Below are 12,907 nucleotides of genomic sequence, written 5' to 3' on the forward strand. Positions count from 1 at the left end.
GGGGGCGGGTGTCCGGCGTCCAGCCTCGCCGCCGCCGACGCGGCCGGTCAGGGCCGTTGGTCCCGGGTCGGGCGGGCGTCGGGCTCGGTGAGCGGCATCTCGGCCAGGCCGCGTACGACGACCACCGGGGCGGGGGAGTGGTAGAGCAGGGACTGGGCGACCGCGCCGAGCATGGCTCGTCCCGGTTCGTCGCCCCGGGCGGCGACCACCGCCAGCTGGGCCGACCGGGACGTGTCGACGAGCACCTGCCCGGGGTCGCCGCGGGCGACCCGGCACTCGGTGGGCACCCCGCTGTGGCGGTCGGTGTGGCGGGCCAGGGCCTCGCTGAGCTGCTCGGCGACCGCGTGGGTGTCCTCGTTGCTCTCCGCCACCCGCAGCGCCACGAGGCGGGCGTCGCGCCTGCGTGCGCAGTCCACGGCCCACCGCAGGGCGAGGTGTGAGCTGGGCGAGCCGTCCACCCCGACCAGGACCGGGCCCTGCGGCGGCGGTTCGCGGCGGACCACCAGCAGCGGGCAGTTGGCTCGCGCGGCCAACTGCACGGCGGACGTCTCGGCCGGGACGCACTGGCCGCTGCCGGCCATTCCGCTGTCGCCGACCGCCAGCAGGAAGGCCGTCTCGGACCGGCGGATGAGGGTGGGAAGCAGGCCGCTCTCGACGATCTCGGCGCGTACGGTCAGACCGGGTTCGACCTGGTGGGCGAGCTGGGCGGCCCGGGTGATCAGGTTCTCGGCCTCGTTCCGCGGCGCGGCGACGGTCGCCGCCTCGAAGGCCGCGTGCCAGTCGAAGGTGTGCACGACGTGCAGCGGTCGGCCGTGCCCGGCGGCCTCCTGCGCGGCCTGCTCCACGACCGGAAGGTCACCGTCCGAGCCGAGGCCGACCAGCACCTCCGCGTCGGCGGATACCGCCATCCGATATCACCTCCCGGGCGTCGCGCCCGGCACGACCGCGCTGTCTCCTGACTGAGGGTAGTCGGGTGGACGCGGCGGCGGGCCGGTTCGGGCCGCGCCGACGGGCCTGCGGTGGTCCGCGCATCGGGGGGGCGACGCGACCGGACGTCAACAAAGGTTGACAGCGGTGGTGGTGTCAACGTATGTTGACGGCATGAGTCAGGCGACGGAACTCGCGGCGGCAGCCGGCAGCACCGACCCCCGGGTCGGGCTGCGCGCCGTCCGCGCGCTGCGCCGGCTGCTCGAGCGACTCGAGGTGGTCCAGGTGGACAACGCCCGTCGACAGGGCTGGTCCTGGCAGGAGATCGCCGACGCGCTCGAGGTCAGCCGGCAGGCGGTGCACAAGAAACACGCTGGGCGACCGGCGGTCAACTCATCCTGGGAGGCGTGATGTTCGAACGGTTCACCGAGCGGGCGCGCGGCGTGGTGCGGCAGGCGCTGGAGGAGGCGCGGGCCGAGGGTCAGCGGCCGGTCGGCACCGAGCACCTGCTGCTCGCCCTGCTCGCCGACGAGGCCGGCCTGGCCAGCCGGGTGCTCACCGACGCCGGGGTGCGCGCCGACGACCTGCGCGAGCGGGTCCGGCGGCACACCAGCGGCGGAGGCGCTGGCCTCGGCGACGCGGACGCGGCGGCGCTGCGCGAGATCGGCATCGACCTGGCCGCCATCGTGGCCCGCATCGAGCAGTCCTTCGGCCCCGACGCGCTGCGCGAGGCCGTCCCGGCGCCGCGCCGCCGCTGGCGGCGTCGACGCTACCTCGGCGGGCCGTTCTCGCCCCGGTCGAAGAAGGCGCTGGAGCTGTCGCTGCGCGAGGCGCTGCGGCTGCGTCACAAGCACATCGGCACCGAGCACATCCTGCTCGGGGTGCTGCGCGAGGGCCAGGGGCTGGGCGCGCTGGTGCTCACCGAAGCGGGCGTCGACCTCGACGATCTGCGCCGACGGGTGGAGACCGCGCTGCGGACGGCGGCGTGACGCACGCGTACGCGTTGAAACCTGTCTGTGGCACTTCCGACGCCGGCCGGTCATCGGGTCGCTGAAGGCGGCCCGGTGCTGCACACTTGCGCCGTGGATGCTGGACAGGACAGGCGCCCCTCGGGTGGCGACGGCGGGCTGCGCTCCGCCGTGGTGGTGAACCCGGCCAAGGTTGACGATCTCGACGAGCTGCGCCGTACCGTGAACGACGCCCTGAGCGCCGCCGGCTGGCCCGAGCCGCAGTGGTTCGAGACCACCGTCGACGATCCCGGCCGCGGCCAGACCGAGCAGGCCGTCAAGGCCGGCGTCGACCTGGTCTTCGCCTGCGGCGGCGACGGCACCGTGATGTCCTGCGTCAGCGGGCTCGTCGGCACCGACGTGGCCCTCGCCGTGCTGCCGCAGGGCACCGGCAACCTGCTCGCCGCCAACCTCGGCCTCTCCACCGACCTCGCGGCGGGGCTCCAGGTCGCCGTCGAACGCGGTCGGCGGCTGCTCGACGTCGGCGCGGTGGAGGACCAGTACTTCACCGTCATGGCCGGCATGGGCTTCGACGCCCAGATGCTCGCCGCCACCAACGAGACCACCAAGGCCCGCATCGGCTGGCCGGCGTACGTCATGGGTGCCGTGCGGCACCTGCGGGACCGGCCGATGCGGGTGCAGATCCGCATCGACGACCGCCCGCCGGTGCGCCGCCGGGCACGCTCGGTGCTGATCGCCAACGTCGGCCGGCTCCAGGGCGGGGTCCGCCTGCTCACCGAGGCCGAGCCGGACGACGGCTGGCTCGACGTCGCCGTGCTCACCCCGCGCAACCTGCGGCACTGGCTGGCCCTCGGCTGGGCGGTGATCCGCCGCAGCGGCCAGGTGCCGCAGATGGAGGTCTTCCGCGGCCGGACGGTGGTGGTCAGCAGCGACCGGGCGCAGCCGCGGGAGCTCGACGGCGACCTCATCGCCCCCGGTCGGCGGCTGCACGCCGAGATCCGACCGCAGGCGCTCTGGCTCTGCGTCCCGCAACCCGAGGACGCCCCCGACCTGGCCGTCGACGCGCAGGGCGCCGGGGAGCGGGGCGAGCAGCTGATCGAGGAAGCGCGCCGTGAGTAGCACCCGGATCGTGCCGGAGACCCGGCTGATGGCCAACGAGGAGCTGTCGGCCGACGACGCCTGGCACACACTGCGCCGCAAGGGCGGCTGGCACCTGCTGCGCGACGCGTTCATCCGGTTCCGCTACGGCGACGGGTTCAGCCACTCCCGCGCCTTCGCGTTGCAGCTCTGCCTCGCCGTGGTGCCGTTCCTGATCGCCCTCACCGGTCTGATCAGCAAGCTGGGTGTCGAGGAGGGCGGCCAGGTGGTCGCCGACACCGTGCTGGCGCTCACCCCGGGCCAGAGCGCGCAGGTGGTCGGCGAGCTGCTCGGCGAGGGCGAACGCGTCGAGGACGCCGGTGAGCTGGCGCTCACCCTCGGTCTGCTCACCGGGCTGGTCGCGCTGACCACCACGATGGCCCAGATCGAGCGGGGCGCCAACCGCATCTACGGGGTCGAACGGGATCGCCCGGCCCTGCCGAAATACCTGCGGGCGGCCATCCTGGCCGTCACCGCCGGCCTGCCCGCGCTGGCCGGCTTCCTGATCCTCGTCGGCGGCGGGGCGATGGGCGACTCGGTACGCAAGCACTACGAGTGGGGCGAGGTCGCCACCAGCATCTGGGACGTGGTCCGCTTCCCGCTGAGCCTCGGGCTGACCGTGCTCGCCGTGGCCGTGCTGTTCCGGCACGCGCCACGCCGCAACCAACCCGGCCTGTCCTGGCTCTTCTTCGGCGCGGGCATCGCCACGGCCCTGTGGTGGCTGGCCAGCCTGCTGCTCGCCGCGTACGTGCGGTTCAGCGACGGCTTCGGCCAGACCTACGGCGCGCTGACCGGCATGGTGGCGCTCCTGCTCTGGGCCAACCTGACCGGCATGGCGCTCTTCGGTGGGCTGGCCTTCGCAGCCCAGTTGGAGGCGCTGCGCATCGGTGTGGAGGAGCCGGCGCAGCCCGACCTGTGGGAGCCCAAGACCGACCGCGCCGAGCTGCTCGACACCGGGGACATGACGGCGCTCTGAGCGGCGCCCGGGTGTACGCCTGACCCGGATCGGGTACAGCGCCTCGCCAGGTACAACAAGGGAGGTGCGGGGTGACCGCGGTCAAAGAGGTGGCTCGACGTCCGATCGGTCACTTCGCCGAACGGAGCATCGCCGGCCTGGTGGCCGTCACCGGTGCCGGCGTGGCCTTCGGGCTGTTGTTGTTGCTCGTGCGGGTGCGGTGGAGCCCGTTGCAGGACGCCGACCACGCGGTCGCCGAGTGGTTCAACTCGCTCGTCGCCCCGCACCACCCGCTGGTCACCGTGCTTCAGGCGGTGACCGACCTGGGCGGCCGGCCGATCCTCATCTGGCTGGTCACCATCGCGGTGGTCGGGCTGCTGATCCGACGGCAGCCCCGGCTGGCCGTCTACCTGATCATCACCGGGGTCGGTGGGCTGATCCTCGACCCGTCGCTCAAGACCCTCGTCGGCCGGCTCCGCCCGGTGGTGGACATCCCGGTCGCCAGCGCACCCGGCAACAGCTTCCCGAGCGGGCACGCGCTGGGCTCGTTCGTCGCGTACGGGGCGCTGCTGCTGGTGTTCCTGCCGGCGATGGCACCGCGCTGGCGCAAGCCCGCGATCGTCGGCGTCGGTGTGCTGGTGGCGCTGATCGGGCTGACCCGGATCGCGCTGGGCGTGCACTTCGTCTCCGACGTGCTGGCCGGCTGGCTGCTCGGCGCCACGTGGCTGGGCGTGACCGCGTACGCCTTCCGGCTGTGGCGGCGCGAGCGCGGCCGGCCGGTGCCGCCGCTGAGCGAGGGGCTGGAGCCGGAGGCCGGGCACGAGATCGCCCCCGCCCCGGCCGAGGAGCACGTGCTGGCGCACCCCCGCTCGGCGGTGGCCGAGCTGCTGGTCGGCTGGGTGCTGGTGTTCGGCGCGCTGTACGGCTTCGGCACGTACGTCAGCTATCACGCCAAGGGCACCTTCTTCGACACCCTCGACACCGAGGTTCCCCGCTGGTTCGCCGCCCGGCACACCGACATGCTGACCGAGGTGAGCTGGTGGTGGAGCAAGTTCGGTGACACCCACGCGATCCTGCTCATCTCGCTGGTGTTCTGCCCGCTGGTGCTCGCGGTGTGGCGGCGGTGGCGGCCCGTGCTGTTCGTGGCGCTGGCGATGGTCGGTGAGCTGACCCTCTTCCTCGCCTCGGCGCGTGCGGTCGACCGGCCACGGCCCCCGGTGGAGAACCTGGACGGGCAGATGCCCACCTCCTCCTTCCCGTCCGGGCACATCGCGGCGACGATCTGCGTCTGGCTGGCGATCACCCTCATCGTGTTCCCGCGTACCGACCGCTGGTGGCGGTGGGTCTTCGTGGCGTTGGCCGTGATCATGCCGGCCGGGGTGGCGACCTCGCGGATGTACCGGGGGATGCACCACCCGACCGACTTCATGGGCGCGATCCTGCTCTCCGCGCTCTGGATCGCGCTGCTCTACCTCGTGATCCGCCCGAACGCCGACCTGACGGAGGGCAACCAGCCGGCCATCGAGTCCGACGACGTGGACACCCTCGACGACGAGCTGGCGCGCGCCGGCCGAGCCGACTGAGCGCTGCCGTGCGGGTGATGACCTGGAACATCCGCACCGGCGGCCGGGACCGCGGTGGCTCCGACCGGCTGGATCAGGTGGTTCAGGTCATCGACCAGCAGAGGCCGGACGTGTTGGCCCTGCAGGAGCTGCGCGGCTTCGACCGGGACGGGTTGATGGCCACGGTGGCGGGCCGGGTGGGGATGACGCCCCACCTGGCCCGGTCCTGCTTCGGGCAGCCGGTGGCGGTGCTGGTCCGGCCGCCGTACCGGGTTCTCGCCGCGGGGGCGCTGCGCCGGCCGTTCCACCACGCCGCCGCCCGCGTCGTGGTGTCCACCTCGGCCGGCCCGCTCACCGTGCTCGGCACCCACCTCTACCCGTACTCCGGCGGACGCCGACGGATGGAGGTCGACTGGCTGGTGGCGGCGCTGCGCCACGCCCCGGGGCCGCTGACGCTGCTCGCCGGCGACCTCAACTCGCTCGACCCGACGGTCGACCACACCGCTCGCCTGGCCGGCCTGAACGCCCTCTACCGGCGGCGGCATGTGCGCCGGGGCGGTGGCGCCGTGGACACCCGCGCGATCGCCCGCCTGCTCGCCGCCAACCTCGTCGACCTGTGGCCGTCGTCCAACGTCCGAGCGCCGGAGGCCGACGGTCTCACCGTGCCCACCCGCTTCGGCGGGGCCGAATTCGCCGGCATGCGGCTGGACTACCTCTTCGGCAGCCGCGCGGTGGCCGAGCGGGTGCGTGGCTGCCAGGTGATCCGTGGTGCAACAGCGGACACGGCCTCCGACCACTATCCACTGCTGGCCACCATCGACCTGTGACCGCGCGGGGCCCTGGCCGATGGCGTCGCCGGGCTACCGTGCCCACCGTGACCGACCAACCACCGCTCCCCGCGCCGCCCGCCGACAACCCGGCCGCGCCCCCGGTGATGCTCGCGGCCCGAGCCCCGTCGGCTGTCCGCACGGCGGAGCCGGCCGCCGTCGCGCTCCCGCTGGTCGCGGCCGTCGCGCGCGGTGTCGCGCTGGTCTTCGTGCTGCCGGTACGCCTGCTCTGGGAGCTGATCGCGGCTGCCGGCCGGCTGCTGCGCCGGTACCTGCTCACCCCGGTGGGACGGTTCCTGCGCGACTGGCTGGTGGCCCCGTTGGTCTGGGCCCTGGACCGGCTGCTCTGGCGTCCGCTGCTGTGGTGCGCCGACCGTCTACTGTGGCGTCCCCTGCGCTGGGCGGCCCGCAATCTCGTCTGGGTGCCCCTGGTGTGGCTGGCCCGGGGTGTCGCGTGGGTGGCCCGCACTCTCGTGTGGTTGCCACTGGTGTGGTTGGGGCGGGGTGTCGCGTGGGTGGCCCGCACCCTCGTGTGGTTGCCACTGGTGTGGCTGGGGTACGCCCTCGCTTGGACGGTCCGCACGGTGCTCTGGTCGCCGCTGGTGTGGCTGGCCCACCATGGGCTGCGCCCGCCTCTGGTGGCCCTGGGACGCGTGCTGGTCTGGCTCGCCGAGCACCTCATCGTGCGGCCGCTGCGCTGGCTGGGCGCGACGCTCGCCCCCGCCGGACGGCTGCTGTGGCGCGGCGTCGCCGTGCTCGCCGGGGCGTTGGGCACCGCGCTCGTCGCGCTGGCGCGGGGATTCTGGTGGGTCGTGGTCGGCCTGGCGCGGGGAGTCTGGTGGCTCGTCGCGGGGTTCGGCCGGCTGGTCGTGGCCGCGCTGGTGGGAGCGTGGCAGACCGCCGGCTGGCTGCTGCGGTGGGTCTACCGACTGCTGCTGCGCCCGGTCGGGCTGGGGCTGCGCTGGCTGTGGCGGCACACCGTACGTCCGCTGCTGTCGGGCATCCGCTGGGTCTGGTCGGTGACGGTCGTGCCGGCGGCGCGCAGCCTGCGAGCGGTCTGGCGGGCGACCATCACGCCGGCGGCCCGGTGGACCCGCCGCGCGGTGCTCGACCCGGCCCGGGTGGCGTCCCGGGAAGTGCTGAGCGCACTGGGTCTGCGCCGCTGACGACGCCTCAGAGCACGAGGTTGAGCAGCACGGTCAGCACCACCGAGGCCAGGATCGAGAAGAGGATCATCAGGAGGCAGCCCAGGCCACCACCGAGCGGGCGGATCTCTGTGTTACCGAAACGCATGGGTTTCACCTGTCCGTGAGTGCGGGCTGCGGGGTGAGCAGGTGGCGGATCGCGTCGGCGACCGCCGTCGGAGCCGTGGTGGCCACGTTGTGTGCGGCCCGGGGAACGACCACCAGATCGGCGTCCGGGACCAGCCGGGCCACCTGGGTCCGCCAGGCGGCCGGCGCGACGGGATCCCGCGCGCCGGTGACGACAAGCGTCGGCGCCGTGATCCGGACCAGGTCCGCCTCGATCGTGTTGCGGACCGAGTGCGACAACGTCGCCAGGACCCGCCAGGGTCGCGCGTTCCAGACGTCCCGGAGCAGGATCGGCGCCTGCAACGGCGACTCGTGCAGGGTGTCCACCAGCCACCGGCCGAACTGGGCCCGGCGGGACCGGCCGGCCGGGTCGGCGGTCGGCCCGGCCAGCACCAGCGCGCGTACCGCCTCCGGGTGGGTCGCCGCGAGCGCGGCGGCCACCTCGGCGCCGAACGAATGCCCGAGCAGGCAGACCGGCGGCAACCGGTACGCCGCCAGCCAGGCGGCCAGGTGTGCGGCGTGCCGGCGCACGTCGTACGCGCCGTGGGGGTGCGCGGTCAGGCCGAAGCCGGGCAGGTCCGGCACGTACACCGGATGGGTTTGGGCGAGCGCGACGGCCAGCGGGGTGAGGTAGCGGTGCGAGACCGCCAGGCCGTGCACCAGGACCACGGGCGGGTTGCCGGTGCCGGGGTCCGGGCCACGCCGGGTGTGGGTACGCAGCCCGTCGACGAGCCGCCACTCGCTTGTCAAGCCGGCGGCCGGCCGAGGCGCGGCGATGGCGAGCCGCAGCTCGGCCGGCCCGAAGCGGCCGGCGGGCGTCAGCCTCACAGTTGGCGCAGCCGGGGCAGCAGCTGCTCCTGTGCCCAGTCCAGGAACATCGGCTGGCTCTCGCCGCCGACCTGGATGATCGCCACGTGCGTGAAGCCGGCGTCGACGAACTTGCGGAACGCCTCGACGTGCGCGTCCACGTCCGGGCCGCAGGAGATGCCCTCGGCGACGTCCTCCTCGCGCACGAACTGGGTGGCGGCGGCGAAGGCGTCCGGGTCGGGCAGGTCGGCGTTGACCTTCCAACCCATTCCGAACCAGCGGAACTGGTCGTGCACGGTCTTGCGGCACTCGGCCTCGTCCGGGCCGTAGCAGATGGCCACCTGCCCGTAGCGGGGCTGGCCGACGCCACCGGCGTCGTCGTACATCTCGATGATGTGCCGGTCGGGCTCGGTGGAGACGAGGCCGTTGCCGTACTCGGCCGCCAGGGTGGCGGACTGCCGGCCGGAGGCGGCGATGGCCATCGGCACCGGCCGCTCGGGGCGGTCCCAGACGTAGGCGTCGGGCACGTCGAAGTGGTTGCCGGAGAAGGTCAACGTCTCACCGTTGAGCAGCGGCCGGATGATCTGCAGCGCCTCCTCGAACATCTCGTGGCGCTGCTGCACGTGCGGCCAGCCGCCGACGACATGCTCGTTGAGGTTCTCCCCGGCGCCCAGGCCGAGGGTGAACCGCCCGTCCGAGAGCGCCCCGATGGTGCCGGCCTTCTGCGCGACCACGGCCGGGTGGTAGCGGCGGATCGGGCAGGTCACGAAGGACATCAGCTCCGCGCGGGAGGTGGCGTGCGCGACCGCGCCGAGCACCGACCAGGCGTACGGGGAGTGGCCCTGGGCGTCGAGCCAGGGATAGTAGTGATCAGAGATCACCAGTTGGTCGAAGCCGGCCGCCTCGGCCCGCACCGCGTGGTCCACCAGCTGCTTCGGACCGGCCTGCTCGCACATCAGGGTGTAGCCGACGCTCACCATCCGGGTATCTCCTTCTCGCCGACGGTTCGTCCCGAGATACCCAGGTCAGCGGCCGTCAACCCTCTCGTCCGGTTCGGACGGCCGATGCTTGACGGATGCCAGCGACCGGCCTACGGTCGTCTTAACCGGTTAAGACCTACGGTCTGGCGCACATCCTGTGGTGGGGATGATTGCCCCGTGACGGCCCGCTTCCACGCGGGCCGTTACGGCTGTCCGCGTCCCTGACCAGGCTACTGAACCGGTTGCTAGGGCTGATCCATCGCCCTAGGCTGATGCGAGCGTCGCCGGGAGCCGGGCGGCGGCTGTCGGGCTGCAGCCGCCTTCCCCTGTCACGTCCCACCCCTGTCGGGCACCGGGGGTCCTCCCTGAGGAAGGCCATGAAGACTCGACTCTCCGCCGCCGGCTCGGCCCTGCTCGCGTTGCTCCTCGCCGTGCTGGCGTTCAGCCAGCCGGCGCACGCCGCGGCCGGCTTCTCCGTCGCGGGCGGCAAGCTGTACGACGCCAACGGCGCCCAATTCATCATGCGTGGGGTGAACCACGCCCACACCTGGTATCCGCAGCAGACCAGCACGTTCGCGAACGTCAAGGCACTCGGCGCGAACACCGTGCGGGTGGTGCTCGCCAGTGGCGACCGGTGGACCCGCAACACCAACGCCGACGTCGCCAACGTCATCTCGCTGTGCAAGGCCAACCGGCTGATCTGCGTACTGGAGGTGCACGACACCACCGGCTACGGCGAGCAGAGCGGCGCGATCACGCTGGACCGCGCCGTCGACTACTGGCTCAGCCTGAAGGATGTGCTGGTCGGCCAGGAACGGTACGTCATCGTCAACATCGGCAACGAGCCGTACGGCAACCAGAACTACTCCTCGTGGGCCACCGACAACGCCAACGCGATCAAGCGACTGCGGGCCGGTGGGCTGACCCACACGATCATGGTGGACGCCCCGAACTGGGGGCAGGACTGGTCGTTCACCATGCGCGACAACGCCGCCGCGGTCTTCGCGGCGGACCCGGCCCGCAACACGGTCTTCTCCATTCACATGTACGGCGTCTTCGACACCGCCGCCGAGATCACTGACTACCTGGGCCGTTTCCGGGCGGCCGGGCTGCCCATCGTGGTCGGTGAGTTCGGCTTCAACCACTCCGACGGTGACCCGGACGAGGACACCATCCTCGCGTACAGCCAGGCCAACGGGATCGGCTGGCTGGGCTGGTCGTGGAGCGGCAACGGGGGCGGCGTGGAGTACCTCGACATGGCCACCGCGTTCAACCCGGCCAACCTGACCAGCTGGGGGCAGCGGGTCTTCAACGGCGCCAACGGCATCCGGCAGACCGCCCGCGAGGCAAGCGTCTTCGGCGGCACCCCGCCGCCGACCACGCCCCCGCCCACGACGCCCCCGCCCACGACGCCTCCGCCGACCACGCCTCCGCCGACGACCCCGCCGCCCACCACGCCGCCTCCGACCACTCCACCGCCCGCCGGTGGCTGCACGGCGACGTACACGGTGCTCAACCAGTGGCAGGGTGGCTTCCAGGGCGAGGTGCGGGTGACCGCCGGCACGAGCGCGATCACCGGTTGGACCGCCCGGTGGACCCTCGCCAGCGGTCAGAGCGTCACCCAGGCCTGGAACGCGACGGTGACCAGCAGCGGATCCACGGTGACCGCGCGCAACGTGGACTACAACGGCCGGCTGGCTGCCGGCGCCAGCGCCAGCTTCGGCTTCATCGGCAGCTGGACCGGCACCAACCCCAAGCCGGAGGTGAGCTGCACGGCAAGCTGACCGACGCCAGGTGGCCGGGCCCGCGTCGGGCCCGGCCACCGCGCCGGCCGCGGTCAGTGCTCCCCGGTCAGGTTCACGATGACCACCCCCGCGATGATCAGAGCGATGCCGACGAGCTTGACCGGCCCGACCGACTCGCCCAGGAACACCGCGCCGATCGCCACGATGGCCGCGGTGCCCAGACCCGACCACAGGGCGTACGCGACACCGACCGGTATCTCCTTCACGGCCTGGGCCAGCAGGAGGAACGCCAGCGCGTACCCGGTCAGGCATCCCAGCGTCGGCCAGAGTCGGCTGAATCCGGCGGTGCTCTTGATCAGGCTGGTCGCCAGAACCTCCGCGAGGATGGCGATCCCCAGCAGCACGTACGCCATAGGGTTCCTCAGTCCTCGGTGGTCGGTGGACCGGCGGCGAGCCGGGCGGCCCGCATGGTGAGGTAGCGCTGTTCGGGAAGGCTGCTGGTACGCGCGGCGGCGGCGCGATAGTCCGCGATCGCCCGCTCCCGGTCGCCGGCCATCTCGTGCAGGTGCGCGCGGGCGGCGGCCAGCCGGTGGTGCCCCGCCAGCCGGGGATCGTCGCCCAGGGCGTCGAGGGCCGTGAGGCCGGCTGTCGGCCCGTGCACCATGGCGGTCGCCACGGCCCGGTTGAGCGCCACCACCGGGGTGCCGGCGAGCCGTTCCAACACCTCGTACAGCGCCAGGATCTGCGGCCAGTCGGTCGCGTCGGTGCTCGGCGCCTCGTCGTGCAGGGCGGCGATGGCGGCCTGCACCTGGTACGGGCCGACCGGGCCGCGCGGCAGCGCCCGGGTGATCAGTGCGACGCCCTCGGCGATCGCCGCGGCGTCCCAGCGGCTGCGGTCCTGGTCGGCCAGGGAGATCAACTCTCCGGAGGGGCCGGTGCGCGCCGGGCTGCGCGCCTCGGTGAGCAGCAGCAACGCCAGCAGCCCGGCCGTCTCGCTGTCGTCGGGCAGCCGCGTGTGCAGCGCGCGGGTCAGCCGGATCGCCTCGGCCGCGAGGTCGACGCGGCGCAGGGCCGGGCCGGCGGTGCTGGTGTGCCCCTCGGTGAAGATCAGGTAGAGCACCTGCCGGACGGCGGACAGCCGGTCGGCCCGTTCCGCCTCCTCCGGCATCCGAAACGGCAGCCCGGACGCGCGGATACGCTGCTTGGCGCGGCTGATCCGCTGGGCCATGGTCGCCTCGGGCACCAGGAACGCGCGCGCTATCTCGGCGGTGGTGAGCCCGCCGACCGCGCGCAGGGTCAGCGCGACCGCCGATGCGGGGGCGAGCGCCGGGTGGCAGCACAGGAAGAGCAGCACCAGGGTGTCGTCCCGCTCGGCGGTCAACTCCTCGTCCGCTGCCGGCGCGTACTGCCGGTCGTCAGGATCCCGGCGGGCGACCAGGTCCTCCCGGCGGCGCCGGGCCTGCTCGCCGCGGATCAGCTCGATCATCCGGCGGTAGCCGACCTGGATCAGCCAACCGCGCGGGTTGGCGGGCAACCCGTCGGCCGGCCACTGGGTCGCGGCGGCGAGCAGCGCCTCCTGCACGGCGTCCTCGGCGGTGGCGAAGTCACCGAACCGGCGGGCGAGCACGCCGAGGACCTGCGGCGCCAACTCGCGCAGCAGGTCCTCGATGTGGGGATCGGTGGTCAGCC

At 73.3% G+C, this 12,907-nt stretch carries 13 protein-coding genes; 8 read left to right on the forward strand and 5 right to left on the reverse strand.

The features are described from left to right. Positions 1-47: 47 nt before the first annotated feature. On the reverse strand, positions 48-908 hold the full coding sequence (locus ACFYPH_RS21700; protein ID WP_354855424.1) for a universal stress protein: 861 nt from the start codon (positions 906-908) through the stop codon (positions 48-50). A gap of 193 nt (positions 909-1,101) precedes the next feature. Between ACFYPH_RS21700 and ACFYPH_RS21705 the strand changes: the two genes are divergently transcribed. The 7 genes from ACFYPH_RS21705 (at position 1,102) to ACFYPH_RS21735 (ending at position 7,542) form a co-directional block, all read left to right on the forward strand. Then, complete coding sequence (locus ACFYPH_RS21705; protein ID WP_007457155.1) at positions 1,102-1,338, forward strand: HTH domain-containing protein; 237 nt, start codon at positions 1,102-1,104, stop codon at positions 1,336-1,338. After that, positions 1,338-1,916: a Clp protease N-terminal domain-containing protein gene (locus ACFYPH_RS21710; RefSeq protein ID WP_355139272.1), complete on the forward strand. Its 579-nt coding sequence runs from the start codon at positions 1,338-1,340 to the stop codon at positions 1,914-1,916. The genes ACFYPH_RS21705 and ACFYPH_RS21710 overlap by 1 nt, the downstream gene beginning before the upstream one ends. A 93-nt stretch (positions 1,917-2,009) precedes the next feature. Further along, positions 2,010-3,014 (forward strand): diacylglycerol/lipid kinase family protein, encoded by a 1,005-nt coding sequence (locus ACFYPH_RS21715; protein WP_387184142.1) that lies wholly within the window; start codon positions 2,010-2,012, stop codon positions 3,012-3,014. Next, a complete protein-coding gene (locus ACFYPH_RS21720) occupies positions 3,007-4,008 on the forward strand; it encodes a YihY/virulence factor BrkB family protein (RefSeq protein ID WP_387184145.1) in 1,002 nt (333 codons plus the stop codon). Before ACFYPH_RS21715 ends, ACFYPH_RS21720 begins: the two co-directional genes overlap by 8 nt. 71 nt (positions 4,009-4,079) lie before the next feature. Then, the gene (locus ACFYPH_RS21725; protein WP_354855421.1) at positions 4,080-5,570 is read left to right on the forward strand and encodes a phosphatase PAP2 family protein; all 1,491 of its coding nucleotides are present in this window, start codon (positions 4,080-4,082) and stop codon (positions 5,568-5,570) included. 17 nt (positions 5,571-5,587) lie between these two features. Then, on the forward strand, positions 5,588-6,376 hold the full coding sequence (locus ACFYPH_RS21730) for an endonuclease/exonuclease/phosphatase family protein (protein ID WP_387184148.1): 789 nt from the start codon (positions 5,588-5,590) through the stop codon (positions 6,374-6,376). A gap of 47 nt (positions 6,377-6,423) precedes the next feature. Then, on the forward strand, positions 6,424-7,542 hold the full coding sequence (locus ACFYPH_RS21735) for a hypothetical protein (RefSeq protein ID WP_355063838.1): 1,119 nt from the start codon (positions 6,424-6,426) through the stop codon (positions 7,540-7,542). Between the two features lie 132 nt (positions 7,543-7,674). Here ACFYPH_RS21735 and ACFYPH_RS21740 read toward each other — a convergent pair whose 3' ends face one another. Next, on the reverse strand, positions 7,675-8,514 hold the full coding sequence (locus ACFYPH_RS21740) for an alpha/beta hydrolase (RefSeq protein WP_354855418.1): 840 nt from the start codon (positions 8,512-8,514) through the stop codon (positions 7,675-7,677). Next, positions 8,511-9,473, reverse strand: a complete 963-nt coding sequence (locus ACFYPH_RS21745) for a TIGR03557 family F420-dependent LLM class oxidoreductase (protein WP_355139284.1) — start codon at positions 9,471-9,473, stop codon at positions 8,511-8,513. The genes ACFYPH_RS21740 and ACFYPH_RS21745 overlap by 4 nt, the downstream gene beginning before the upstream one ends. Before the next feature lie 377 nt (positions 9,474-9,850). Here ACFYPH_RS21745 and ACFYPH_RS21750 point away from each other — a divergent pair, with 377 nt between their 5' ends. Further along, complete coding sequence (locus tag ACFYPH_RS21750) at positions 9,851-11,257, forward strand: cellulase family glycosylhydrolase (protein ID WP_387184151.1); 1,407 nt, start codon at positions 9,851-9,853, stop codon at positions 11,255-11,257. Between the two features lie 53 nt (positions 11,258-11,310). On the opposite strand, the gene ACFYPH_RS21755 is transcribed toward ACFYPH_RS21750, so the two are convergent. Further along, positions 11,311-11,631: a multidrug efflux SMR transporter gene (locus ACFYPH_RS21755; protein ID WP_355063834.1), complete on the reverse strand. Its 321-nt coding sequence runs from the start codon at positions 11,629-11,631 to the stop codon at positions 11,311-11,313. A gap of 8 nt (positions 11,632-11,639) precedes the next feature. Further along, entirely contained in the window at positions 11,640-12,905 is a 1,266-nt protein-coding gene (locus tag ACFYPH_RS21760; RefSeq protein ID WP_387184239.1) for an RNA polymerase sigma factor, read from the reverse strand. Positions 12,906-12,907: the final 2 nt, after the last annotated feature.

The organism is Micromonospora sp. NPDC005252 (assembly GCF_042872475.1).
Classification (GTDB): domain Bacteria; phylum Actinomycetota; class Actinomycetes; order Mycobacteriales; family Micromonosporaceae; genus Micromonospora.

What these genes read in the sequence shown, in the direction of transcription:
- ACFYPH_RS21700 (WP_354855424.1), bottom strand. Translation starts at nt 908, where the DNA reads ATGGCGGTATCCGCCGACGCGGAGGTGCTGGTCGGCCTCGGCTCGGAC.
- ACFYPH_RS21750 (WP_387184151.1), top strand. Translation starts at nt 9,851, where the DNA reads ATGAAGACTCGACTCTCCGCCGCCGGCTCGGCCCTGCTCGCGTTGCTC.
- ACFYPH_RS21730 (WP_387184148.1), top strand. Translation starts at nt 5,588, where the DNA reads ATGACCTGGAACATCCGCACCGGCGGCCGGGACCGCGGTGGCTCCGAC.
- ACFYPH_RS21705 (WP_007457155.1), top strand. Translation starts at nt 1,102, where the DNA reads ATGAGTCAGGCGACGGAACTCGCGGCGGCAGCCGGCAGCACCGACCCC.
- ACFYPH_RS21710 (WP_355139272.1), top strand. Translation starts at nt 1,338, where the DNA reads ATGTTCGAACGGTTCACCGAGCGGGCGCGCGGCGTGGTGCGGCAGGCG.
- ACFYPH_RS21745 (WP_355139284.1), bottom strand. Translation starts at nt 9,473, where the DNA reads ATGGTGAGCGTCGGCTACACCCTGATGTGCGAGCAGGCCGGTCCGAAG.
- ACFYPH_RS21755 (WP_355063834.1), bottom strand. Translation starts at nt 11,631, where the DNA reads ATGGCGTACGTGCTGCTGGGGATCGCCATCCTCGCGGAGGTTCTGGCG.